Below are 26732 nucleotides of genomic sequence, written 5' to 3' on the forward strand. Positions count from 1 at the left end.
CTGAACTGTAACTCGTTGAATACCATAGAATGGGACTTGTAAAAAGTTATGAAAATGGTGAATTTTATCTGAAATCATTAATAAAAAAGAATGAGTTTGATTTTTTTGAAAACGACCATTGCGCATGATGAACAATATAGTTCGCGCTAAATCTCTTAAATTAAAGGTGATATTCTTTACCAAATACAGGTTACTTTGCGGGTAAAGTTCAAATTAAACACGTGGCTAGAACTTGTTTTTCAATGGAGGATTGTATAGGTTTGTGTTCGCTAAACATTCAATATAAAAAAGTATATGCAAATGGGCTATGTGATCTTCAACGGAAAATTAATTCCTGAAAACGAAGCAAAATTATCAATTACGGATCTTGCTCTTGTGCGCGGCTACGGTATTTTTGATTTTTTCAAAACGGTACACGGTATTCCAGTATTCCTAGAAGATAATCTAGATCGATTTTATCAATCTGCTGAGCTGATGGATCTACCTGTAAATTACTCCAGAGATGAACTGAAAGCTCAAATAAAAAGTTTGATGGAAGCAAATATGATTCCGGATTCTGGTATTAAAATTTTATTGACCGGCGGATATAGTAATGATGGGTATAGTATTGGTGAGCCCAATTTAATTATCAGTCAACAAGCTTTAAAAAGAAATTTAGTGTTGGAAAGTAAGGGTCTGAAACTACTTCCTTTTCACTATCACCGTCCATTTAGTCTCGTCAAATCTATCGATTATGTGATGGGTATACAGGCACTTAAGGCAGCTAAATCGCAGGGGGCTGACGATGTGGTTTACATACAAAACGGCTTGATATCGGAATGCCCGCGTGCTAACTTCTTTTTAATAAGTCAAGATGGCAAATTGTTAACTGCTGGTGAAGATGTTTTACAAGGTATTACCCGTAAAAAAATTATCGAATTGGCAAAAACTATCATGGTGGTTGAAGTCCGCAATATTAGCATTGAGGACATTGCATCGGCAAGTGAGGCATTTATTAGTTCTACTACTAAAAATATTACTCCTGTAACTGCTTTATTGGGTTATAAAGAGTTTAGCCCAGCAGCAGGACCTTTAACAAAGCGCCTTCAGGAATTGCTACAGGAATTGGTTTACGGTCATTAATAATTCATCATTTATCCGGTAAGCGGACGACGCTGGTATTTATAAAATTCTATGCTATACCACAATAACTGACACAGTTCTAAAAAAATAAGATCATACTGTTCAAAATTTCTTAACTTCAAGAAAGCTAAATTATGTTGACATGGAACAGTATGCAACAATTATCATTGGAAGTGGATTATCAGGACTCGTTACTGCATATGAAGCGACGAAAGCCGGTAAAAAGGTGCTTATTTTAGATCAGGAAACTGAAACGAATATGGGTGGCCAAGCATATTGGTCATTTGGAGGTCTTTTCTTCGTAAACTCTCCACAACAACGAATTTTGGGGATTAAAGATTCTTTTCAACTTGCTTATCAGGATTGGGAAGGTACGGCTTCGTTTGATCGTCCTGAAGATTTCTGGCCTCGTAAATGGGCTTCTGAATATGTTAAATTTGCAACAGAAGAAAAATACAACTATGTTTCGGAATTAGGAATGAAGTTTTTTCCGATCGTCGGCTGGGCTGAACGTGGTGCTGGTTCAGCTTCGGAACATGGCAATTCTGTACCCAGATTCCACATTACATGGGGCACAGGAACTGGCGTGATCAAGCCTTTTGTTCACAAAGCATATGAAGCTCAAGAAAAAGGTTTGCTTACGTTCAAATTTCGACACCGTGTGTCGCGGTTATTGATCGAAAATGGAGTTATTGTCGGTGTCGAAGGTGATATTCTTCAAGCTGATGATAAAAAACGGGGTGAGAAAACTAATAGAAATTGTATCGGTGAGTTCTGTTTTCGTGGAGCACACATTGTCATCGCTTCGGGTGGAATTGGAGCCAATCTGGAACTTGTGAAAAAAAACTGGCCGATTCGACTGGGCTCTCCTCCTCAACATATGGTATGTGGAGTTCCAGATTATGTGGATGGCAAGATGATTGAAATCGCGGAACAGACTGGCGCACACGTCATCAACAAAGACAGGATGTGGCATTATACTGAAGGTCTAAAAAACTGGAATCCCATCTGGTCGAACCACGGAATTCGTATTCTACCGGGGCCATCTTCAATTTGGCTCGATGCAACGGGCAATCGGCTCCCCGCTCCTTTCTTTCCTGGCTTTGATACGCTCGGTACGTTGAAATTTATACAAGCTACGGGATACGATTATTCGTGGTTTATTCTCACTCAAAAAATTATTAAAAAAGAATTTGCACTCTCTGGTTCTGAGCAAAATCCAGACCTGACCAATAAAGATTATCGACTCATTCTGAGCAGACTTTTTGGGAAAGCTGCTACAGCGCCTGTGGAAGCTTTTAAAACTCATGGCGATGATTTTATTGTCGCAACAAATCTGGAGGAATTGGTGACAAAAATGAATCAGAAAGCAGGAAACGAACTGCTCGACTATAATACGATAAAAAAACAGATTCAGGACCGGGACCGTCAACTTGACAATAAATTTAGCAAGGACATACAGATCAACTACATCCAGCATACGCGAAAATATCTCGGCGATAAACTTGCCAGAACTGCAAAGCCACATAAAATACTAGATCCAAAAAATGGTCCATTGATCGCTGTACGTCTGAATATTCTGACTCGAAAAACGCTAGGTGGCATTGAAACCAATCTAAGTGGTCAAGTGCTTGACGCGGAAGGTCATGTCATGCCCGGATTATTTGCTGTTGGAGAAGCTTCTGGATTTGGAGGTGGTGGAATGCACGGTTACAGGGCTCTGGAAGGAACTTTTCTAGGGGGATGTATTTTTACCGGAATGAAAACCGGTCAATATATAGCAAAACAATAAAGAGATAGCCTAGCCGAACACAATCTGATTTTTAATCTAAATACAACTAAAAATCAAATCATTAACGCAGACCATATAAGGTCTTACCACCGGAAAAATACCGAATCAGAAGTGTTTAAAAAGCATTCTTCACAATCGTACCCAGCCGTTTCAGATCGGTATGGATTCGTTCGTTCCACTCTAAAGCAAAATTTAACCGCATACAGTTATGATAACGGTCCTGAAGTGTGAACATTCTACCTGGCGCAAAGCTTATATTCTGGCGGATAGCTGTATCAAACAATGATGCTGTATCAATTCTTTTATCCAATTCGAGCCAAAGCACGAATCCGCCCTGAGGGTCGGATATTTTAGTATTGTCCGGAAAATATTCTTCGATAGCCCGTTGGTACTGAAAGCAGTTTGAATACAGCTTATTTCTAAAATTTTGAAGGTGGTGGTCATAACGGCCATGTTCCATAAAATCTGCAATAACCTCCTGATATAAAACAGGTGTTGAGATGGTCTGCAGCAGTTTTTGCCGAATGATCTTCTTCTTGAATTTTCCTGGCGCTACCCACCCTACACGATACCCCGGTGCCAGTGTCTTTGAAAAGGAACCGCACCACATGACTATTCCAGCTTCATCAAAGGCTTTACAGGGCTTAGGTCTATTGGTGCCAAAGTAAAGGTTACCATACAGGTCATCTTCAATCAACGGTATATTTCGTTCTGTAAGCATCTTCACCAGTTCGATTTTGTTTTCTTCTGGCATAAGACTGCCTAATGGATTACTGAAATTTGCGGTGAAGCAACATACATCTATTTTAGAAATAACTTTCTTTAATGCGTCCATATCGATCCCAGAAATCGGATGGGAAGGTATTTCGATCACATGAAGTCCAAGTGACTTAGCTATTTGAATTGTCCCGAAGTATACAGGTGTTTCCATTACGATCGTATCGCCTGGCTTTGTCACGGCTAACAAACAATTAAAAATGGCATTCATGGCTCCGGAAGTGGTCACCAGATCATCTTCAGTTAGTTGTCCTTCAAACTCCATGCTCCATTTGGCTATGCTTCTTCTTAAATTAATACTTCCCTGCGCAGGTTCGTAACTGGTCCCGCCGTCGTCAAGTTTTCGTATCACATTCACAATTCCTTTATTTAGTTTTGCTATTGGAAGCATGCTTTGTGCAGGAACACCTAAAGAGAACTGTGTCAGATTTTCTTTTTTTAGCGAGTTATAAACTTTATCAATAAGATCTTCCTGGTCGTGCTCATTATCCGAGGCCTGTAATCGACCAACTGAGGGAAGTGATAAACGTCGTTGCGCTATTTTACTCACAAAATAACCAGATCGAGGTCTAGATTCAATCAGAGACCTGCTTTCTAACTCTAGAAAGGCCTGTTTAACCGTATTGATACTCACATGATACATCTTCTGAACCACACGCAGCGAAGGGAGTTTATCACCTAATTGCATTGTTCCGGAAACAATCTGTTCTTCAATAATATGAGCAATCTTGAGGTATAAGGATTCTTTCTTCATGGATTTTACGCTATTTAATTATTTTCCCTTTTTTTTAATCTTATTATTCACTGCCTTCAAATTGTTGGATATAGAACACGCTGCAATTTACATATTTTAGGATATCATATGTATCCAACAGCACCTATGCTATATGTTTTAAATATTAACCTTTTCATTCAGTTTAAAGGTTGAGCCAATCAATAAGTCGTTCAATCGCCAATTTAAGTTTAGAGATGCTATGATCATCATCTCCGAATGTCTGGATATAATTTCTTTTTGCTTTGACTTCTAATGCTTCCTTAAGTTCGATTTGATGAAATTCTGATAAAAAGAAACAAGTCATTTCCACCTTGTTTGAATGATTGATAATTGCAGATGCATAGCCAATAACTTCTTTAGCCTGCATGATCACAGCTAAAGGGAGTCCAAATTCGGCCGTCAAAATATTTATCCTTGCGTCATTTCCCTGAAAATCGGATTTCTCCTGAAGTTTTTTATATAAAGAAACCACAGTACGGAGTTCGGACAAATAAAAATTTCCAATCTTAAATCCATTAATTTCATTAGTCTTCATCTTCTTATTGTATTGGTGATAAGCAAATTTAAAGACTCTATTTCTTTGGGTACAGATACAGAAATACTAATCTTCATAGGTACAGATAGTATTTTTTATACGAGTCCGAACCATTAATTTTACACATTTTAAAACGACATCTAGAAAAAGAATATAATCAGTAATAAAAATAATTGAGAACGAAATACCTTTCCTTATTTTGATTATATTCATAAAAAATTGCATCCCTTAACTATAAACTAAAGTAGAAAAGCCAATGGAGTTTCTGATCATATTTTTTCTAATTTCATTTCCACTACTAGGATTTTGGGTTTATAAACAGTTGCGAAAAAAAGCTAATACCTCTACTAAAATTTCGGAGTACCTTATTATTGTTGCTTTTTGTATTTCGACTGTACTATTTGGTTTCGGACTTATGCTTTATGGTTCGCATTATACGGAAGCAATCGATATTGTCGACGGCGGTTACTCGCCATTTGCTTTAGAACATAGCTTGACATTAGTTACTTTTTTCACACTTGCCATGTTTGGAATTATAAAGCTATGGTTAAAAGGAAGATTGGCACCTCCACTTCTATTTGTACTGTCACTGATCTTTGTCATTATCGGAATAATTATGAGCGTTGCTGTCTTAATACAGATCTCATCGAATACGCAATTCTACGATTCTTGGTTATTCTTTTTCCTGCCCGTCACCTATATGGTGACTGCGTTTACTTTAATTTTTAGATGTATCGGAGAAGAAGCTATATCCGCAACAAATAAACATTACTCGAATAAATTTCTTAACAACCTGAACATGAAAATGGCGAATGTGAGCCATCAACCCGTTTACGTTCTCGTCTTTCTTATTCCTGTTTTTGTGATTATTGTTGCAATATTGGTTTTATTTGGACAGGAAGTAAATTCCATAACAAAAGTATTTACGGAAACGACTACATGGAATTTTTCAAGCAAAACTCACCCACCTTTTTTAGATCATAGGGGACATTATTTATGTACTGTAGCTGTTTGTGGAGATCCAACGGTTGTAAAACCACTTCGTTTAGGGAAAAGGCATGGAAATGACGTTGTTGTCAACAGGCAACTACTCGTTGCCAATGCTTTCGAAGAACTAATTTCAGATCATTTTCCCTCTGTACATCAAGTCATCAGAAGATTTTATGATCGTTTTGGTTATCCTTTATCAAAAAAGATTAATACGCCTCAAAAATCTAATTTGGTATACAGATTGATGAAACCTCTGGAGTACTTTTTTATCTTTTGTCTGTATTTATTCACTGAAAAACCTGAAGAGAAGATCGCTAAACAATATGCTTTATAAACACTAACAGCGCTTTAAATCAACTATAGATCGCAGTTATCATGTTTGTTTTTACTGTTAAAATGTAAAACATGTGTAATTGTGATCAAATTTTATTATTCCATTTAATGATTTGGTTCAGCATGGATTTCATAGCCAAATCCATCTTCCTTCCAGGACTCTTTCTTTAAAAGAGCCATATTTGAAGTTTTACCGAGCCAGATCTTGATCACCTGCTCCGCTCTTACACCTTTCCTAAAAAGCTTTTTGAACTTGGCATGGATACCTTTAGTGGTTTCATCATATTTAGGTTCTCCATATAGGGAGGATATATATGTTGTAAAAACTTCCAGTTCTCGTTTTCCTATTTCAGGATTAAACTTCCTATAATCCAAATGCTCAAATCGCACATTTAATTTCGAGAAAATTTCTTTACCGATTTTATTGCTGTAGACTTGAAATTCATAATCTTGTGTTCCATTGTTGGTGTAGCCAATATTTTCATTCGGATCACCACTCAGCTCACTCCATTTAACGTGCAAAAAGTCTCCATCGCCAGAAATACGGATTGTTGCAGAATCTTTTACAACTAAGTCCTTTCCTCTATACCCCCTTAAGTAGGTTTTATAATTTCCTGGTAAATAAAAATAATGCCCCCAAGCTGTAGTAAATCGGTATCCTTCGGATTGTTTAACGACAAGATCCAGTTTCTTGGGACTTCCCTCAACTTCCCATGTGAGCGAATCTAAATTTTGATATTTTAAGGGAATTAACATTGATCCGTTTGGTCCATTATAAGTACTATCTTTTAGTTCAAACATCACCATCTCGTAGAAATTTTGATTATTCTTATCTGCAACTATTCTGATCGGTACTTTTTCTTCTTCGCCAGTAGGATGTTCGACATCAATTTCGTCGACAAGTGAACCAAGTTCTTTGTCAGAACATGAAATTAGTAAACAGCTTGTTAAAAGTAATAAGCAGATTTTTCTAACCATAATTTAAGTCTTACTTGGGAGTCTACTCAAAAATAAGAATTAAAGCTTTATATTACAAGTTGATCGTGAATATTTTAACCGTTTTTTCATAAAAAACCTTTGAAGTATGTAGTAAAAATAATATCATTTGTCCTTTCCAATTATTTAGAAACTTATTACACCGATTTTATTCTGAAAGCATTTCGCAATTTTCTTAGATTGATTATTATATTTGCATTGAACCGAAACACTATACCTTGAAAAAAAGACATTTATTAACCCTTATGATCGCGGGTATTTTTATTCCGCTTAGTATAATTGCACAAAATAAAAAGAGCAAACCAAATGTTATCTTTATTTACGTAGATGATTTGGGATATGGTGATTTAAGCTGTTATGGTGCAAAGGCTATTTCGACACCAAATACAGATAAATTGGCCACAAATGGACTGCGATTTACGCGTGGACATGCAACCTCTGCAACCTGTACTCCTTCCAGATTCGGTTTAATGACCGGTCAGTATCCCTGGAGAAAACCGGGAAGAAATATTCTTCCCGGAGATGCAGCTTTGATTATACCAACAGATCAGATCACCTTGCCTAAGGTATTTAAAAATGAAGGTTATACCACTGCTATCATTGGTAAATGGCACTTAGGATTAGGTGACCAAATTAATAAGGATTGGAATGCGGATATTAAACCAGGACCAAATGAGGTCGGGTTTGATTATTCATATATATTTCCTGCAACAGCTGACAGAGTTCCGACCGTCTTTATGGAGAACCATCGGATAATAGGCCTGGATCCCAAAGATCCTATTAACGTCAATTATAAAAATAAAATAGGAAATGATCCTACTGGAAAGGAACATCCTGAATTGTTAAAGTTACAATCTTCTGTTGGTCATAACCATACGATCGTAAACGGTATAGGAAGAATTGGCTATATGTCCGGTGGAAAACAAACAAGATGGACAGACGAAGAATTGGGAACTACGTTTTTAGCTAAAGCTCAGGATTTCATAGCGCAAAATCATAAGAAACCATTTTTCCTGTATACTGCATGATATTCATGTGCCGCGAATGCCTGCCACCATGTTTAAGGGTAAAAGCAACTTAGGCTATCGGGGTGATGCTATTTTGGAAATGGATTGGATCGTTGGTCAAATAACAAAGCAACTTCATGAACTTGGTATTGAACAGAATACGATGATCGTTTTCAGCAGTGACAATGGCCCTGTACTGGATGATGGATATGCTGATAAAGCAGAAGAACTAAACGGAATTCACAGTCCCGCAGGTCCACTACGGGGATGGAAAACGGACCTATATGAAGGTGGAACCCGTGTCCCTTTTATTATCAGCTGGCCCGCACACATTAAACCTGCTGTAAGTCAAGAATTGGTTTGTCAGATTGATTTCGTTGCCAGTTTTGCCAGTTATTTCAATCAAAAACTTCCAGATGGACAAGCATCTGATAGTCAAAATTTATGGGATACCTTTGTTGGCAACGCGAAACAAGGAAGAAAGACATTGATACAAGAAGGATATAGCAACCTTGCTATTGTATCTGGAGACTGGAAGTATATACCTCCATTTGGAAAAAATGGTCCTCAACTCTACAATCTTAAAGAAGATCTTGCGGAAGAAATAAATGTATTCGATCAATTTCAGGAACAAGCCGCCATACTAGAGGCATTATTTAAGCAAGAGAAAAATTAAATTAGGATATACACTCATCACTAAATTTAATCATATCTTGCTTTAATTATTTATAAAAAACATCTTCAATTGATAATTGAAGATGTTTTCACAGCGTGAGAATTTACAAGACTTTTTAAATCTAAAACTCTTATTTTATTTTGAGATAATCTCCTTTTTCATCGATATATTTCCAGACTGCTTCCCGATAAACCAGCAACGGGAAGATGTTTTGCTTTGTATCTAAAGGTGAATCGAAGAAGGTGGGTGCATCAAATAAGATTTCTTCAAATTCAATAGGCACGATTACATTTCCTTTAGCATCCGATATGCCAAATTTGTTATTTTTTTGAAGCAGAAAATAAGTTCCATTCTGAAGGGCCCGAATTTGTGTGTATTCAACCGGTAGCACCTCTTTTCCTGTGGTAAGATCTCCCAATCCATACAGATATTCATAACCGTTTACTTTTGGTAAAAAGACTGAATTATTAATAAACACAGATTCTTCGTGGTTTAGCCTAGAATTTGTGAGATCATATGTCAGGGGAAAGATCAATGCTCCCTTTTTATTGATAAAACCCATTTTAAAAACCAGTGCACGGCTGTCTGAGTTTTCAGATTGACATACCATAGCGGCATCGCCCCGGAAATCAAATGCCCAAACATATTTCGGTGAGACGATTACCTCACCCATATTGTTGATATAGCCATATCCTTTTTCGTTGTATAGCAAAGCCATGTCACCTTTATAGGGCAAGATCACCGTTTCCTTACCGGGATCCTTTGGCAGATAACCTTCTTTTAAGTAGGTTAAACTATATGCCCCTTTGAATTCTTTTTTTGTCTTAATATCATAAAGGACCCCGGTTTTGTCATTTTTCGACACCAATAGAAGATTAGGATTATTAATCGGATAAACAGATTGATAATCAAATGCCTGCAGCTCCATGTCATCCATATTGAGTAAAAGATATTTTCCTTTTATGTCTTTTATTAAACAGTATTTAACTCCTATGGTGTCTATTCGTTGAATAGCTGTCTCCAATATCTTTTTTCCTGCAAGATCATACAGATCACTACGCTGATTATCCATATCATCCGCCTCTTTTTTCCGCACATTGTTTGCTTTTATAAGGTTTCTATTCCCGAATTTCCCCATAGTAAAGCTATCGTAAACGGGTGGAATGATTTCCTTTCTTGTATCTAAATCGTAAATGCCCATTTGCCCATTTTTGATGAATGTCATCAGGTTTTCCGGCGCATCATAAAGTTCTGAAATCCCTTCAAAGTCGCTTAACAATAAGTGTCCATCTTGATCAAATAGGCTAGAGATTTTATTTTTCTCCGTAATGATATATTGCTTTTTTGGTTCGTTGTTCTTAAACTTAAAAAGATCAATCTTATAATATTGTGGCTCGATACTGGTGTTTGTGCTGGCAAAATACAAACCATAATATGCCCCTTTTTTAATCTTAAAAATGGCTAAGTTATTACTGCCAGATGAGTAAAAGTAATCATTGACATGTGTTATTTCTCCATTCTCAACTTCGAAAAGCACCTTCCGCGTCTTATCCATCAGATAAGACTTCTGCTGTTTTTTAACAACAAAATAATCGTCGTATACTTTTATTTCATCATATTCATTTCGTATAATAACTGCGCCTGATAAGTCTGAAATTCCTTTTTTATGCTGTTTTGTGGTCAACAGATAGTCTCCATAATAGCCTAAATAAGAGTTATCGTTAGGCAGTTCGATATTGTCGAAATCAAATGGTATTTTCAGATCACCGTCCTGCCCGTATACACCATACTTGTTATTTTCTTTTACAAGCAAAACCCCCGTTACTATTTTGGCATCAATAAACTCTCTTTTTGATGGTATATGTATGATAAGCGGTTGTCCATTTTTTGAAAAGGAAGCCACCCAGTTATCACTCCTCATATTCCAATGTGCATGCTCGTATTTAAATGGAACGAGCACTTTTTCATTCCAATCCATTACTCCCCACTTAACATTTTGCTGTGCATATACATAGGTTGAACCATTGCCACATCCCCCACAATAATCAAATGCATCATAGCCCTGACTGGTCGTTACTTTATTTTGCGATTTATTGTATAAATACCATTTCCCATTTTGTTTAACATCAAAATATTCACCATCTAGATATCCGATATCCTCGAAATAAGGTAAGAAAGTTTTATCTGCTAAAAATAAGCTTACCTTTCCATTGCGCTTTACTTTCCAGAACTGCCGATATTCGATGTCAATATCATCATAGTCTGCTGCTAACAAAATATCTCCTTTTGGCGATATAATTCCGATTTTTCCATTTTTCAGATACTTCAATACAGTTTTTGGAAGGAAATCTGCTTCATCATTAATTTCACGTTGATAATCCTGTACTGAATACGCATCGTTAAAACCTACAGGTGCAGTTTCTGCAAGTTCGATTTTCTCCCCCTGCACATTAATATAATAAACCTGACCTTTATCTGTTATTTTCGCGAAGCCATTTCTAAAGGGTGCCATACGATTTTCTTCAACATATGAACTGCTTATTTGTGCTGCTGCAGGATGTGAAAAACAAAGTGTTGCAGTAAAACAGCATGCAGTAAGTATAAAATTCAAATTCTTGTATTTTAAATATGATGAAAATGATGTCATAAGCGATTATATTTAGATTAAAAAGAGCGTTCTTTTGCTTTTATGGCATACTTTTGACCATTTTTCCCAACGAAGTAATACCAGTCTCCTTCTTTTACCAGTAAGGGCCAGGTTTTTTGATCTCCTTCATAATTCCTACGAATATCGTCATATAGAGGTGCTACAAGGATATTACCAGACCAATCTGCCAATCCATACTTGCCCCCTTTCGCAAAGGTAAAATTTGGATATGCACTACTTGTCTCTATATCATGGTATTCTGCTCCTAAAATAACGGTACCGTTTCGTCGTACTAGCATTTGGTTATCTTTTCTAGCAAAAACTAACATTTCAGCATCTGTGCCAACGGCATACACCTCATCATACTCAAATGGAACGACTGTTTTACCTTTCAAATCAATCATTCCTTTCTGGTATTTGAATCCACTCGAAGCTTCTTTATTTGCGACCTTCTTTGCTGCAACAGCATATCCATCGTAAAAACAATCAACTTGATCAATGTCTGTAAATCTTTTCTCCTGACCTAAAGTATCAATAAAGAGATTTCCTTCTCCTGCATATATTTTTTTCAGTCCAAAATAAAACCCACTCAAAGCATGCTTATTATAATTGGGGAAACGAATGAGATGATAATTACCCTCGGCCTTCCATGATGGATTAGCATAGATCTTGGCACCATCAAAAGTGGTCAGTTGATAAACACCTTCTTTCGTTTCGATCTGCAGAAAACTGTTATTCACCACATGTACGTCGGTAATATCAGCTCCTAATTTACGAAGCTCACGTTGTTTGATATCATAGAGTAAAAACTCATAATCATAATCGGCAATCAGTTTCCGCAGTAGAAAGAAACGGTGATTCAGTAATGTAATATACTGTTCATGCGCTGCAAAAATAATCTCGTTTTGATCCAGATCAAACAATCCAATTTTTAATGCAATACTTCCTTCTTCTTTTCCTTCTGAGAATACAATATAACGATTCTCGAGATCGAATTCGTTTTGTACTGCTTCTTTGGAATATTGATAAGAATCATTAAATCTGTATTGAACTGGTAATATTTCGGTTCCAGTTTCATCCACAATTCCAGATTTTAATTCGGAGTCTACAAGAAAGAATGACTTACCTCTGTAATAGTGAAATTGAATATTCTTGTATTTACCACATGGGATTATTGTTTTTCCGTTCCAACTGTACAGCCCTTTTTTTCCATCCTTCGTGACTTCTATAAAATAGGGTGCCTGGTTTATCTGCTGCTCATAAATTAACTTCAATCTGACATCTTCTGGAGGTTTTCTGGCCAACATTTTCTCGGTTAATGCATCGGAACCGGTGTCATATTTATGATGGCCATTTGCCGCTAAAAATCTAATCTCCTCAAATTGAAAATCCAAAAGTGTTTTTCCCTGCATATCAACCACTCCGTATTTACCGGATTTTTTGGCTATTCCCAGATTTCTAATAAAAGGATCCAATGATTCAAATGCAGGCGATACAATTACTTTTTGGGTAGTGGGATCAATAACTCCAAACAAGTCTTTTTGCTTAAATATCAAGAGCTTTGATCCTTCAATTGCTTTATAGTCGGTATTTCCTGAAAGTAATATGGTACCTGTAGTATCCATTAAATAAAGCTGTTTATTTTTTGTTCCCTCAATATAGGTCTGCTTACCCCCTACGATATACCTTAAATAGTCATCATACTCGACGGGGATGATAACTTGCCCGCTAGCTTTGGCAAGTCCACTTTTATCCGCCGTGCGAACCTCCACATACTCGTCAGAAAAAAATTTTGTGATATATTCATATTCAGGCTCATGTACTAATTTACCATCAGAGGTTGAAGCCCAGCCCCAAAGATTATTTTTGGCAATTCCAATACTATTTTTATTAATAACTGTGGCATTCTGAAATTGCAATGGAATAATGATGTTGCCCTTTTCATCAGCGACTCCGGTTTTACCATCTTTTTTTAAAATGATGTATTTATAATCGTATGGTATTCCCGCATACCACTGTCCTTCATATTCCGTAGCGAGCTCAATTTCATCATACTCCGCAGGAATGACCATGTCACCCTTATCATTCAAGACACCATAATGCCCCTTCTTCACCACAACAAATAGATCTGCATCATGTTCTTCCACATCATCTATGAAATGATTGCCATCTAGATGATAAAAATATTCTTTTCTATCTTTTTTGACTTTTACTAATGGAGACATCGAACCTCCGAAGCCTATCGCATCGGCGGTCTGAACGGTTTGCGAAAAACCGAAAACAGCTGATAATAAGAGTGAAAAAATTAGAATATACTTCATTGATAACCCGTTTCTCCAAATATCTAGATTTTCAACCGAAAAATACACCCCTGAAATCCGCTAATTTTATTCTTTTAACATCCTCATTATTAATGGCTGTATATCATTGTTCAAAAATAAATCGTTAATTTTATACATACAGTATATATGATGGTAAAGTTTTTTAGTCATACATACAGGTTTAACATCGCTAAATAAAGAATAAAACTATGCTAACAGCAATACATCCGAAGTTACCTATGCGCGATAAATCGTTAACAAAAGACTATTATGTCAACCAATTAGGTTTTGAAACTTTTGGCGATCACGACTATGAAGGTTATTTAATGCTTTTCAAAGAAGGTATTGAAATTCACTTTTTTGAATTTAAAGAACTTGATCCGAAAGAAAATTATGGCCAAGTTTACATTAGAACGGACAATATTGAGGCCGTTTATCAGCAGTTTTTAGACAATAATGTCGCCATTCATCCAAATGCTCCTCTGGAAACTAAATTTTGGGGGCAAAAAGAATTTTCATTGCTCGATCCTGACAACAATCTATTAACTTTTGGACAAGGTCTATATTGATTCTGGACTGAAAAATTCAAAAAAAACATAGCTCATCTCTACTGTAAAGGGGTGATCTGACTAATAGCTACTAAGTCGGAAATCTATCTTAGCAAATTATATCTAATCGATTTGCGGGAAAGCTTTAAGATACAGATCAACATGGAATATATCGCATGCTGATCTGTATAATTTAATGACTAATCTTCATCATGGTCTTCTCCCGCTAGAGAGAACTTGATTGATTTTTGAGGATAGTCATCAAAACTTTTTCTACTGGTATTACCAATTACTTTTTTAAGGCTCACTTTATCTCCTAATCTAAAATGAAGTTCTACTAATTGATAGTCCAATAAATATGGGCCACAAAAGTAATTACCCTTTTCGTCTTGCTCAATTATTCCTTGATATAGCCCTCTTTTTGTTTCTCTTGGCATGTTATTATATTTATGGGACAAAGATACGAAGAGTAAAGGCATTTTAAACTATTAACACAAAAGATAATAATAAATGGTCTCAAGTACATCATCATCATATTCGTCATGATCTCTGAATCAGAGCTGTGCTTTCAACGTGTCTAGCGATAATCCCTGCATGCTGGTGATCGTTTCGGAATCATAGCTTCCATCAGGTTTTAGCATAATATACGAAGGAAAACCACCTTTATTAAATAAATTCATCGCCTCGCTTGTTACCTTTTCATTAACAAATACATGAATACCGGGCTGCTCTATTTCAAGCACTTTATTTTTCCATTTCTCTTCACTTGAATTGGATGATGTGCAGATATAGACAAACTCAATGGGTAAATCAGCTTCTTTTGCTTGTTTATGTAGCTCTTTACTATAAGGCATTGCTTGAATACATGGGATACACCACGTTGCCCAAAAATCAATTATAACAAGTTTATTTGGAAATGTAGATTTCAAATCTCGCAAAAACTCAGCTCCAGATTGATGTTCATCGACATAAAGTAATGCTCCAGATCCGGTTTTTAATATTTGTTTTCCAAGCGTTGATGCAACATTTTCTTTGACAATTGATACCTGGTTGATTGAATCAATTTTCTCGATCTTACTGTCCAATATGGCAATCTGAGATCGTACATAGTCGCTAGACCATTTGAAATGCAGGGTCGGTGCTAATTGTTTATAAAGATCACGCTGAAGTTTAACATCTCTATCTTCTAGCTGTAACTTGATTAAATCTGCGTAAGCTGCCGGTAATAGGCTATCGCAGTAATTAGCAAGATTGACAGGACTATATTTTTGACCGGTAGTTTTAAAAGAGGATCTTACATAATAACTCAAAAATTGTATATATGTGCGTGAGTTGTTGGATATCGCGTAAACAGGAGTCAGTATGTCTTCTATCTGTTTTACTTGAATTTTGTTTTCAAGTAAATATTTCAACTTCTCTTCATAATAACTGGCCGCTGTTTCACTTTTGATTAAATATTGATAAGTATCGCCATAGGTAGTATAGAACGTGTCATTAACACGATCATGAACAGCAAATAAGCTATCTAGATTGGTTAAGAATGCTGTATCTTTTTTATTTAGATCCCGCAATTTCGTCGAAAAATCTTCGTTATGTTTTTTATCGAATAATATATAATTATTCATCACCTCATTTTTTTTACCATCTTTACCACCAAAAGTAACTCCCTCGCCATTCCAGTAAACAAATTTCTTTTTCAATTTGTCCAGATCGAAAGTGAGCTCCAGTTCTTCATTTAAATAGATACAGAAATATGCATATTCTCCAAACGTGAACCATATTTGCTGATTCATTAATTTATCTGGTATAACAATACTAAAAGTGCCATCTGGCGCTACTTTGGTTGTATAACTTGATTGAAAAGGATTTCCCGCATTCACGATGCTATATTTAATCGTAATTCTTTCGAGATCGGACGGGCTTGCATGTAACACTTTTCCCTTTATCTGAGCTGGTACCTGATGAGTAGATTGTGTATCAAAAGCCGCATCTGTAAGTGGCATTGGATGACTTTTTCCCTGAGCAAATAAAGCTATTGGAAAAACGATGCTAAAAAAGTAAATAATAAGAGTTTTCATGGTTTTATAATCTGGTTTAAAATTTGATATACATATTCTTTTTTCTGTCTGGCAATCGGTACCAAAAAATTATGTTGCATATGAACTGCCGGATTATCTCCTTTGGTATACCCCAACACATGCTTCGGATTTATGAGATGGCTCTGATGTGTTCTTATAAATCCATATTGACTTAACATTTCATCGTATTCTTTAAGGGTCTTACTGATCACAATTGGTTCTCCCTCCGACAGGTAGATCTCGGTATAATTATCATCTGCACGACATCGAACAATTTGAGCAACGGCAATATACCGGGTTTCTCTTCCAGTACTTAAAGCAATTTTATCTTCATCATGTTGCTTGTTATTGAGATTCTGGATTAAGTTCTCCAGATTGGCATTGTATTTCTTCTGCCTAATTTTTTCAACGGCTTTATACAATGCTTCTTCCAACTCTTGTATATTCAATGGTTTGAGCAGATAATCCAATGCTGAAAACTTAACAGCCCGAATTCCAAATTTATCATAAGCCGTTACAAAAATCACTTCAAAACTACGCTCTCCTATTTCCTGTAACAGATCAAAACCATTTTTTTGAGGCATTTGAATATCTAGAAAAATTAACTCCGGTTGTGTATTTTTTATCAGTAAAACACCTTCGTCAGCATGGGTAGCTGTACCGACCAACTGTAGATTATCCCTATACTTATCTAAATAAGAACTTAATATTTCGATGTTGTTTACCTCATCGTCTATAATTACATATCTGATCATCTGATTAATTTTTAGAAATCCAGTTAGAAATCAGGATACAGACCTGAGTTTTATTGTTAGTAGTCTTAATCTCAATATGAAATGTATTTTCTGGATAAAGCTTATTAAGTAAATTTAGACGTTCTTTGCTCAATCGAAGACCATATCCACTTTCATTATTTTCAACCGTATAATCAAATCCGGCTCCATTATCTTCGACACAAATACGCATGGTCTGTCCGAGCTGATCAATGATAATACTGATCATACCTGTATTTCCTAATATAGCGATACCATGTTTTACGGCATTCTCAACTATAGGCTGTAATAACATAGTTGGTATTTCAATGAGATCTGCATGAACAGAAATTTTATTTTCAATCTGATAATGAAAACCAAATCTTAACTGTTCCATTTGTAAATAATCGTCCAATAATTGTAATTCTTCACTTAGTGGATTCATTTCTTTTTCTGCATTTTCTAATGTTGCGCGAGTAACCGATGCAAATTTACTTAGGTAATGATTGGTTCCGATCAAATCATTCTTTTGAATCAAATTTTGAATGGAATTGATGGCATTGAACATAAAATGGGGATTTAACTGTGCCTGAATATTCTTGATCTGTAGTGTAACCGCCTGCTTTTGCTGCTGTACTTGTTTGATCTTTCTCTGACTTCGAGACCTCATCATGAAGAATCCAGCGCATACCATAATTGAGCCGGCTAAAAGATAGGGCCATATGATAGGCCACACCGCTTGTGTGGTCTTTATTGCTGTCGGCACTATTCGATAGGAAATGCGCAAGATCTCGCTATCTTTATATTCCGAAAGATCTCCGGTTTTATGCACCAGCAGTTCATACTGACCTACTTCATTCAAATATTGATTTGAAATGGTAAACTTGTCTAACTGTGTCCACCACTCCAGACGAAGTGTATCCACCTGACCATTGCTATTTTTAATTAAATGAATGGAATATGGAACGGTCTCATGCTTCTCAAATTCTAGATCAAATTCAGTAATACTATCTTTCTGAAAGGTCCATCCTACCGGAACTCCAGTATGCTTATCATAGGATTGAACCTGCCCCTTATTCAAAGAGTCGTTTAATACATTGAAATACCCGTATTCTCCTGATCCTCTTGCTACCAGCTGCTTCAGTACGGGGCGATTATTTTTACGCCAGTCAATGATATAACCATCTCTGATGCCGTAATTCTTCTTATGCCTGACCTCTACAAGGATCTGTTTTCCGGGATAATTAAAAGTGCCTATAGCACCATAAGGGACTTTGGCTCCATACTCCATTGACAATTTAGGTATCGGAGACCAGGGAACTAGTTCGATGCTATCATGCTCTACGACCCGGTAGACATAATCCTTATAATTATCTTTATTAATCCCCATAGCGACAATGATAGCATCGGAACTATCGGGTACAATATAACTATAGTAGACTTTGGATATGTTTTGAACAGGTGCCGTAAAATAGTTTTTAAGTTTAGGGCTCAATTTTATACCGAGCAATATTGGGGAATTGGGAACATTATTCAGGCCAGCTCCAGGTAATTTTACTTTATTATCAAAATTACCATAGACATGCCATAGATATTTAGCTGATTTGACATAGACGATATCATTGCGTATCATCATCCGCTTATCTGTTGAAAAACCATGAAAATGAAAGTTCTCTCCGAAAAAGTAGTCATTTCCCTGCTGGTCCTGCGCCCAGGTTTTAAAAAATAAAAGTAGCAGCAATAATAAAAGTGTTCTTTTCATTTCTATTTGGTTTATGGATCGAAAATGCTCAAATTAATTGGAATGAAAAAAGAAAATGAGCAATTGGCAGGATGTATTGAGTATCTGGAGAAAAGAGTAAAATATTCCTATAAAGATTTAAATCCTGATCAATTGAAGATCAAGACATACATCCTATTTTCGGATTAATTTGTTATATTTATAAAGTGTAGAGCGTGCTCGAAAGTGCCTTGTGAGAAGTACTTAAAAAAATAAAATACCTTAAAGAACGCAAATAGAGACTATTTATAAGATTAATTCCGTAAACAGATGACTATACGAAATACCATTCTTTTCTTAAGTATAATCTCCTTGGGATGTACAAATCAAACGACTAAAGTAAACGATAAAAAGACAACTGATAGCTTATCCAAAGTAACAGATAGTTCAATAATCGGCAATTTAACCGCCATACAACCGGTTAAAACTGATTCTACTTTGGGAAAAGTATTGATCCGTACTTATGAAGGAAAAGCTGCTTCATCTTCTCAATACACATTAATCGTTCTAAATCAAGAATATAGTGGTGATGGACAGTTCTCTATCAGTATCTATGATAACAGGAATAAAAAATTGTTCGTAGCACAAGGTAAAAGATATACGTTACGAGGTGAGAATGACACCACGCTATGGCAGTTTGTAACGAATGATGATAAATATAGTTTTGAATTTTTAGTTAATGCGGCTGACTCAATTACATTGGTCAATAATCCTTATAGTCAAGATAACCCTATTTTAAAAATGATTTCAAGTGAAAAAATAACGAACTAGTATATTAGGACACCGTAAATTTAATACACTTCATACTCAGTTCTTTCTTAATCAATAAGCTTACCTTCAAATATCTGCTTCTGGTTTGTTATCCAGCCGTTTTCTCTCTATATTTTTTTAAACTCAGTCCATGATGGCGTTTAAAAAATTTATTAATATGACTTTCATCCGCAAATCCAAATTCATGTGCAATCTCATGAACTCTTTTATCACTAAACCTTAATCGATGTTCTATTAAGCGGATCCGATACGAAGAGATATACTGTTGTATAGATTCATGACATTGTTTACGAAAATAGCTTCCGAGATAAGTGGAAGATAGTCCAAATTTTTCGGCCATTACTCCTATTTTTAAAAATTCGGGTTGCCGTATATTTTCCTGTATATAATCCAATAATTGCAGTATGCGTGTATCTGCAGTCTGTGAAATATGCTCTGGTTTAACAATCGCAATATTCCTTGCTGCTATGACAAGAATGGCATTGACCAGATGTCTTCTCAAATCTTCATTATAATGCCCATGCTCTTCGCATGCCTGTTGAAGATTTTGCATCAGCAAGCTGACCATCTGCTTGTCTTCCTTATTGACGAGCACAGATCCCGACAAATGAGAGGCATTGTATAATAAGCATTCTATATGGTCGATGCTTTTCCATTGATATTCTTTTATGTAGTTTTCGCCAAAGCGTACGACCAGAAACTCATTCATTCCATCGAGATCAAATTCATGACAATCATGTGGTGTCAAAAGAAATAAGTCTCCTGGAAAATAATCAAATTTATTTCCATTGACACCGTGTTTTCCGTTGCCGGAGATAACATATACGAGTTCAAAGAAATTAAACTGTCGATCACGTAAAGGACATACTGAAACTTGTTCGTAAAAAACTTCTAAGGATTGATAGATATTTTCTCTTGCCATGATGCAAAGGTACCCAAATAACACTTAATTGTACCTGTTTTTACCTCCTTTTTCAGTCTATTTTTGCTAATAAAAATTAAGATATGAAGGCAATTGTGTTAGAAAAATTTGGCGGGGTAGAAAATCTGATTTATAAGGATATTGAAAAGCCTATATTAAAACCGGATGAAGTACTGATTGAAGTAAAAGCAATTGGTGTCAATCCTGTGGATGTTAAGGTCCGCAGTAGACAAGCTCCTCTTGCAGAAGATTTAATCAGGTATGATCCATTGATCTTGGGATGGGATGTTTCTGGAGTGGTAATAGAGGTTGGAAGTTTGGTTAAAAAATTTGGGATTGGTGATGAAGTATTTGGAATGGTCAATTTCGTCGGACATGGACGTGCTTATGCTGAATTTGTTGCGGCACCAGAATCGCATCTTGCCTTAAAACCTAATCGGATCAGTCATATTGAAGCTGCTGCCAGCACTTTGGCTGCATTAACAGCGTGGCAAGCATTTACCACATATGGAAAACTGCGCACTCATGATGTCGTATTGGTCCATGCCGCATCTGGTGGCGTTGGTCATTTCGCAGTACAGATAGCAAAATATATGGGCGCTTATGTCATCGCGACATCATCGGTACAGAATCGTGATTTTTTGCTCAACATAGGGGCTGATGAACATATTGATTACAACTCAACGGAATTTGAACAGGTCCTTTCGAATGTCGATTTTGTACTGGAGTCACTGGGGGGTGCTAATTTTCAAAAATCAGTTCAGGTTTTAAAACCTTTTGGCACTATCGTAGCCCTGCCATCGGGACATACGAAAGATGATGAGTTAAAAGCTCGTGAAAAAAATCTTCACGCCTGCTTTTTTATGTCTGTCTATAGTGATGGAGCGGCTATGCAACAAATTGCGCATTTATTAGAAACGGGTATTCTGAAACCTCATATCTCACATGTTTTCAATTATGATCAGATGAGAGAAGCGCATCTGCAAATTGAATCTGGGAGAACGGTAGGTAAAGTGGTTGTACAATTTTAAAGCAATTTGAAATCATGTTGGGGAATATAGATCCAGAATTATTAGAGGCTATTGCTGCTAGTCCTTACAGTAAAATAAAATATGAATATCTGCTACAAAACGATCCTACAAAAATCAGAGCGGAAGAACTACGTTTGTCTTTAAACGAAGAGCCTTTGATTATACCAGAGCAATTACTTGTTGAAAATATGCTAATTCCATCTTCTCAGTCTGAAGAACCGATACGTTTGAGAATCTACAAACCAAAAGCTAAGCAAGATTTACCGGTATTGTTATATTTTCATGGTGGCGCATTTATATATGGAACTCCGGAGCAGTATGATTTTATACTCTTTGAATTAGCACTTGAAGTGGGTATGCTTATCGTTTCTGTCGATTATCGATTAGCTCCAGAATATCCTTTTCCTGCAGCTATTGAAGACGGCTACGATACCTTATTATGGCTCTATGAAAATGTGAGCAAACTGGATGGAAATAAAAATATGATCATTATCGGTGGCAGCAGTGCAGGTGCGACAATCGCTGCATCGATTACTCACCTAGCCCGGGATAAAAAGAATAAGATGATCCAACATCAATATTTACTTTATCCTCCTATGTGCGATACGTTGAAGAGTCCATCGATGGACAGTTTAGCAAAAGCACCGATGCAAACAAAAATAGCGGCTACATGGATGTGGAAGCATTATTTATGGAACGGCAGAACCCATGTCCCCAAATATGGGGTGCCATTGCGTGAATTTAATTTTCATCATTTACCCCATGCGACCATCGTTGTCTGTGAATTTGATCCTTTAAAAGATGAAGGAAAATTGTACGCAGAAAAATTATGTTTAGCTGGCACTTCGGTCGAATTATTGGAAATAAAAGGTGCAGTACATGCCTTTGATTTTTTTCCTTGTCTATTATCGGAAACCTTTTATGCACAGCAAATCGAACTGTTTAAGAAAATTATCAATCAGAAAAAATGAAAAAAATAGTTGTTATCAACGGGCATCCGGATAAATTAAGTTTCAATAGTGCTCTGGCAAATGCTTATATCAAAGCGGCGAAAGAATCAGGTGCTGAAGTACGTTATATTGCTCTTGGGGATTTGGACTTTAATCCTAATTTACAATTTGGCTATAGGCAGAGAATGGAACTGGAGCCCGATCTGCTCCAAGCACTGCAAACCATTCAATGGGGTGAGCATCAGGTATGGATTCATCCACTCTGGTGGCTCGGCATGCCTGCTCTGATGAAAGGTTTTTTTGACCGAGCATTTCTACCCGGCATTACATTTGGCAAGTCTAAACAGGGTCTAAATGTGGGCTTACTTCAAAACAAGACTGCTAGAATCATAACCACAGCTGGTGATCTAAACCTAAAAACTTATAAAGAGGTTTATGGATCCAGTGGATTGATTCAATTAAAAAATGGTATTCTGGAATACTGTGGTATCACTTCGATTCAAAGTAGTTTTATTGGACCTCTTGAAAATTTTGATGAAGCTGATCGATTGAAAGCATTAAACGATGTTGCAGATTTAGCGAGAGATGACGCAAAAGCGCTACCTATCGGCATAGTAGCTGATGATAGCATCCCATATATTGGATGAACACATCATTAAAAAGCTCATCTGCAATAAAATACAGATGAGCTTTTTAATGATGGTTATACATAACCTACCTGAATCAATGGTTTAATGATGCATAAGCCCCCACTGTTTATTTGGTTCAGACCCCATTTCTAGGACAAGCTCTCCTCCTTTCAGAAGCTCGGAAGCATCAAAATAAAATGTATCAAGTTTCTTTCCATTCAGGGTTGCGGCCTGCACGTAGATATTCTGTTTGCTGCTGATATTGGCTTTGATCACGAATTGCTTTCCTCTACCGTATCGGTTATCCAGTTTAATTTTGATCTGTTTGAACATGGGACTTCCAATTTCATATACCGGATTGCTTCGCGTACCTCCATCCATCTGGAATAAACCGATTGCAGTCATGATATACCATGCACTCATCTGTCCTTGGTCTTCATCACCGAGATAGGCATTGGAAATGCCTTGTCCATAATACCTTTCGGCGATAGAACGGCTATATTTTTGCGTGAGCCAAGGTTTGTTCATGTAATTAAAAATATAGGCAAAATGCATCGATTGTTGATTACCTTGTACAACGGGGTAATCCCAGTATTGATCATTTGGCCCATTATAACGCCATTTTTCACTTTCTCCAAATCCCCATTCCAATCGCTTTAACAGCACATCTTCACCGATCCATTTGGAAAGCCCAGGTAGATCCTGAGGGACAAAGAAGGTTAATTGCCATGCATTACCTTCTACGTAATGATGGTTTGCTCCAGATTTGAATGGATCAAAGTCTTTTAACCATTCGCCTTTTGAATCTTTCATCCGGGCATAGCCGGTTGATGGATCGATTGCATTTTTCCACCAGGTTCCCCGGTCATTAAAATATGCATAATCGTCAGTTTTGTTTAATGATTTGGCAAATTGACCTACCGTCCAGTCATCATAGCTATATTCTAAACTATTGGAAAAACGGCCCAGATCTGATGGTACATATTTATATTTTAAATACACATCTAGATCTCTATTGCCCGCAAATCCGCCTTCAAATTTCAGCGGGCTGGTCATCTGCATTTTCTTAACTGCTGTAAAAGCCTTTTCTACATCATAATCACGAATTCCCATCTGATATGCTCCGACAATCAGCGGAATTTCATGTTCTGCAACCATCACTGGTATATACTCCATTCCTGCTGGTCCTTTAGCTAACCAGCCGTCGGCATCGTACATCGCTAATTGTGATTTAACCCATTTGTTTGACCATTCAGGAGTCACCAGATTCCAAAATTGATTCAGATTCCAAAAGGTATTCCAGAATGCGTCACATCCAAGTGCCAGATCATTCTTGTTCGTGAGTGTACGAACTACTTCACGTGAATCTCGCCATTGCCCGTTAATATCGCTAAACGTGTTTCTACTGGCTAGTGCACGGTACATATTGGTGTAGAATTTCTCTTTCTCCAAATAATCGTCGGAGGTGATTTCCAAGCGGTCGAGCAATTCATTCCAGACATCGTGTTGATGTGCTACAACCTGATCGAAAGACCATTGAAAAGGTTGGGTGATTTCCTGATGCAAATTCTCTTCGGCATTTTCGATACTAACATAGGATATGCCTGTGCGCAATTGAACTGTTTTTTGTTTCCTGACATCAAATTCAACAAACATGCCGGCTTCTGTCACCTGCTTACCTTCGCCATCTTGGCCAGAACTGACCTGGTCACCTTTCCATGTTCCGAAGTTGATAATGGGACGATCAAACTCGATTGCAAAATGAACAATGTAATCTTGTTTTGCATCGGTAGACCACACATTTTCAGATAGCTGACTGCTATACCCAATGATCTTAGTGTCTGATACTTTCTTTAGTTTATAATCTAAAATCTGGTAAGGATACTCGCCGTTAGCTTTGAGGTCGATCATCACCCGGCCTGTATCGGATCTGTTGAAAGTATAACGTTGAAAACTTGCTCGCGTTGTCTGTGTTATGTCCACATCGATATCGTGATCGGTCAAATTGACGTGATAGGATCCTAATGGAGCACGTTCGGTTGTCTTATCAATCTGTGAGCGATATCCTGATTCGGGGTCGTATTGATCTCCGACCTTAACCTGCAGTTTTCCTGATGTCGGAAAGGTTCCTAACCCTCCCATTGTCCATTCATGGATATGACTAAAGGAACCGATCGATTCTATTGAGGGTTCATAACCTGCCTGCCAACCAATATTTTGATTATCAGGACTGATTTTCACCATACTAAATGGCATCCAGGGTCCCGGAGCAATCATCCATCGCGAATGAGCTGTACCAATCATGGTATTAACATAGTCGGAGGCACCTCCAAGTCTTTTCGGTTCTCGTGTCACCTGCAAACGATCTGTTAATTTATCATTGATGTAAATTTTACATATACTTTGCTTTCGTTTTTTTACGGGATCAAGGGGAACTTCGAGCATGGATAAGCCCTTGTCTAAACTTCCTTGATAGACAGATTTACCATCTATAAGAACCCGGATACGCTGGGCATTTTTTAGACGAAGCACCTCTACCAAAAGATTCTGCACACGTCCTTTAGGACCATTAGATTCGAAATCAGCAACCTTGATCTGCTTTACCAAAGCATCATAATTTGTGATCAATTTGGAATTTGCCGGCCCCAGCAAACGAAAAGAATCAAATTCAACCCATCCACCTTTCAAAACGGTTAAAGTGATATGGTTATATCCTGCGCGAATTACAGACGGATCAGGTTTTATGATGAGCTTCTTCTTCCCCAAAGCTCCAACTCCAGGTTGTCCTGTACCGGCTCCATTAGTAATATCATAATTATAATTTCGACCATTAATAGATAGCTGCAAGGTTGGATGATTTTTAGGATCCGAATTCACAAGGTCTACTTCCAATACATAAGGCTCATTGCCAGATGCTTTATCCAAAGCGTAATAGAAATTAAGGAAATGAGTCCGTAAACCTGAAGTAGGCCCTGTACCCCCCCACTCGTTTGCGGGCCCTGGAAGAACATAGGGAAATTCCGTATTTAGCTGGCTTTGACCAATGATCACCTGTCTGTCTTCATATCCCATATCATGAGCCAAAAAATTCTTATAATCTCCTGGTGCTAATGCAAATTCTGCACTCGAACCATCAGGTTTACCCAATTGCCAAATTACATTTTGCTGTGCTAAGGCCTCCTGTCCAAAAGCAAGAAAAAATAATCCTGTTGCTACTAAAAATTTATTTCGTTTATTCATACTGTTTAGTTTATTGGTTATTCTTAAAAAAACATCTGCTTTCTGATCCAATTCAAAAAT

General features: G+C 36.9%; 22 protein-coding genes. 11 read left to right on the forward strand and 11 right to left on the reverse strand.

What is annotated here, in order from left to right; genetic code table 11:
- Positions 1-294 precede the first annotated feature (294 nt).
- Together FHR29_RS08065 and FHR29_RS08070 are read left to right on the forward strand one after the other, a co-directional pair.
- On the forward strand, positions 295-1122 hold the full coding sequence (locus FHR29_RS08065; RefSeq protein WP_183913662.1) for an aminotransferase class IV: 828 nt from the start codon (positions 295-297) through the stop codon (positions 1120-1122).
- A 142-nt stretch (positions 1123-1264) separates the two neighbouring features.
- On the forward strand, positions 1265-2914 hold the full coding sequence (locus tag FHR29_RS08070; RefSeq protein ID WP_183913664.1) for an FAD-binding dehydrogenase: 1650 nt from the start codon (positions 1265-1267) through the stop codon (positions 2912-2914).
- 115 nt (positions 2915-3029) lie between these two features.
- On the opposite strand, the gene FHR29_RS08075 is transcribed toward FHR29_RS08070, so the two are convergent.
- Positions 3030-4445, reverse strand: coding sequence for a PLP-dependent aminotransferase family protein (locus FHR29_RS08075; RefSeq protein ID WP_183913666.1), 1416 nt, complete (start codon positions 4443-4445; stop codon positions 3030-3032).
- A gap of 163 nt (positions 4446-4608) precedes the next feature.
- Complete coding sequence (locus FHR29_RS08080) at positions 4609-5001, reverse strand: hypothetical protein (RefSeq protein ID WP_183913668.1); 393 nt, start codon at positions 4999-5001, stop codon at positions 4609-4611.
- A gap of 256 nt (positions 5002-5257) precedes the next feature.
- On the opposite strand from FHR29_RS08080, the gene FHR29_RS08085 reads away from it, so the two are divergent.
- A complete protein-coding gene (locus FHR29_RS08085; protein WP_183913670.1) occupies positions 5258-6325 on the forward strand; it encodes a DUF6688 family protein in 1068 nt (355 codons plus the stop codon).
- A 104-nt stretch (positions 6326-6429) separates the two neighbouring features.
- Here FHR29_RS08085 and FHR29_RS08090 read toward each other — a convergent pair whose 3' ends face one another.
- The gene (locus tag FHR29_RS08090; RefSeq protein WP_183913672.1) at positions 6430-7302 is read right to left on the reverse strand and encodes a hypothetical protein; all 873 of its coding nucleotides are present in this window, start codon (positions 7300-7302) and stop codon (positions 6430-6432) included.
- Positions 7303-7538: 236 nt separating this feature from the next.
- Here FHR29_RS08090 and FHR29_RS26590 point away from each other — a divergent pair, with 236 nt between their 5' ends.
- Entirely contained in the window at positions 7539-8348 is an 810-nt protein-coding gene (locus tag FHR29_RS26590; protein WP_260291963.1) for a sulfatase-like hydrolase/transferase, read from the forward strand.
- Between the two features lie 28 nt (positions 8349-8376).
- Positions 8377-9003 carry a sulfatase-like hydrolase/transferase gene (locus FHR29_RS26595; protein ID WP_260291964.1) on the forward strand — a complete coding sequence of 209 codons (627 nt, stop codon included), beginning with the start codon at positions 8377-8379 and terminating at the stop codon, positions 9001-9003.
- Between the two features lie 130 nt (positions 9004-9133).
- On the opposite strand, the gene FHR29_RS08100 is transcribed toward FHR29_RS26595, so the two are convergent.
- Both FHR29_RS08100 and FHR29_RS08105 read right to left on the reverse strand, forming a co-directional pair.
- Positions 9134-11614 carry a WG repeat-containing protein gene (locus FHR29_RS08100; RefSeq protein ID WP_183913674.1) on the reverse strand — a complete coding sequence of 827 codons (2481 nt, stop codon included), beginning with the start codon at positions 11612-11614 and terminating at the stop codon, positions 9134-9136.
- 53 nt (positions 11615-11667) lie between these two features.
- The gene (locus FHR29_RS08105; protein WP_183913676.1) at positions 11668-13971 is read right to left on the reverse strand and encodes a WG repeat-containing protein; all 2304 of its coding nucleotides are present in this window, start codon (positions 13969-13971) and stop codon (positions 11668-11670) included.
- Positions 13972-14180: 209 nt separating this feature from the next.
- Between FHR29_RS08105 and FHR29_RS08110 the strand changes: the two genes are divergently transcribed.
- On the forward strand, positions 14181-14540 hold the full coding sequence (locus FHR29_RS08110) for a VOC family protein (RefSeq protein ID WP_183913678.1): 360 nt from the start codon (positions 14181-14183) through the stop codon (positions 14538-14540).
- Between the two features lie 179 nt (positions 14541-14719).
- Here the strand turns inward: FHR29_RS08110 and FHR29_RS08115 are convergent, their stop codons facing one another.
- From FHR29_RS08115 to FHR29_RS08130, 4 genes are all read right to left on the reverse strand, one after another.
- Positions 14720-14956: a hypothetical protein gene (locus FHR29_RS08115; protein ID WP_132767691.1), complete on the reverse strand. Its 237-nt coding sequence runs from the start codon at positions 14954-14956 to the stop codon at positions 14720-14722.
- 117 nt (positions 14957-15073) lie between these two features.
- A complete protein-coding gene (locus tag FHR29_RS08120) occupies positions 15074-16597 on the reverse strand; it encodes a TlpA disulfide reductase family protein (RefSeq protein ID WP_183913680.1) in 1524 nt (507 codons plus the stop codon).
- Complete coding sequence (locus tag FHR29_RS08125) at positions 16594-17352, reverse strand: LytTR family DNA-binding domain-containing protein (RefSeq protein WP_132840332.1); 759 nt, start codon at positions 17350-17352, stop codon at positions 16594-16596. Before FHR29_RS08125 ends, FHR29_RS08120 begins: the two co-directional genes overlap by 4 nt.
- 4 nt (positions 17353-17356) lie before the next feature.
- The gene (locus FHR29_RS08130) at positions 17357-19111 is read right to left on the reverse strand and encodes a sensor histidine kinase (protein ID WP_183913682.1); all 1755 of its coding nucleotides are present in this window, start codon (positions 19109-19111) and stop codon (positions 17357-17359) included.
- Positions 19112-19153: 42 nt separating this feature from the next.
- Between FHR29_RS08130 and FHR29_RS26600 the strand changes: the two genes are divergently transcribed.
- Together FHR29_RS26600 and FHR29_RS08135 are read left to right on the forward strand one after the other, a co-directional pair.
- Positions 19154-19279 (forward strand): hypothetical protein, encoded by a 126-nt coding sequence (locus tag FHR29_RS26600; protein WP_259192630.1) that lies wholly within the window; start codon positions 19154-19156, stop codon positions 19277-19279.
- A gap of 120 nt (positions 19280-19399) precedes the next feature.
- Positions 19400-19900 carry a hypothetical protein gene (locus FHR29_RS08135; RefSeq protein ID WP_132840336.1) on the forward strand — a complete coding sequence of 167 codons (501 nt, stop codon included), beginning with the start codon at positions 19400-19402 and terminating at the stop codon, positions 19898-19900.
- A gap of 88 nt (positions 19901-19988) precedes the next feature.
- Here the strand turns inward: FHR29_RS08135 and FHR29_RS08140 are convergent, their stop codons facing one another.
- A complete protein-coding gene (locus FHR29_RS08140; RefSeq protein ID WP_183913684.1) occupies positions 19989-20822 on the reverse strand; it encodes an AraC family transcriptional regulator in 834 nt (277 codons plus the stop codon).
- Positions 20823-20905: 83 nt separating this feature from the next.
- Here FHR29_RS08140 and FHR29_RS08145 point away from each other — a divergent pair, with 83 nt between their 5' ends.
- Genes FHR29_RS08145 through FHR29_RS08155 form a run of 3 tightly spaced genes read left to right on the forward strand, consistent with a single transcriptional unit; the run spans position 20906 to position 23450 of the window.
- Positions 20906-21853: an NADP-dependent oxidoreductase gene (locus tag FHR29_RS08145; RefSeq protein WP_183913686.1), complete on the forward strand. Its 948-nt coding sequence runs from the start codon at positions 20906-20908 to the stop codon at positions 21851-21853.
- Between the two features lie 14 nt (positions 21854-21867).
- Entirely contained in the window at positions 21868-22824 is a 957-nt protein-coding gene (locus FHR29_RS08150; protein ID WP_183913688.1) for an alpha/beta hydrolase, read from the forward strand.
- A complete protein-coding gene (locus FHR29_RS08155) occupies positions 22821-23450 on the forward strand; it encodes an NAD(P)H-dependent oxidoreductase (RefSeq protein ID WP_183913691.1) in 630 nt (209 codons plus the stop codon). Before FHR29_RS08150 ends, FHR29_RS08155 begins: the two co-directional genes overlap by 4 nt.
- Before the next feature lie 84 nt (positions 23451-23534).
- On the opposite strand, the gene FHR29_RS08160 is transcribed toward FHR29_RS08155, so the two are convergent.
- Positions 23535-26672 (reverse strand): GH92 family glycosyl hydrolase, encoded by a 3138-nt coding sequence (locus FHR29_RS08160; RefSeq protein ID WP_183913693.1) that lies wholly within the window; start codon positions 26670-26672, stop codon positions 23535-23537.
- Between the last annotated feature and the right edge of the window lie 60 nt (positions 26673-26732).

The organism is Sphingobacterium sp. JUb56 (assembly GCF_014191365.1).
In the GTDB taxonomy this organism is placed as follows: domain Bacteria; phylum Bacteroidota; class Bacteroidia; order Sphingobacteriales; family Sphingobacteriaceae; genus Sphingobacterium; species Sphingobacterium anhuiense.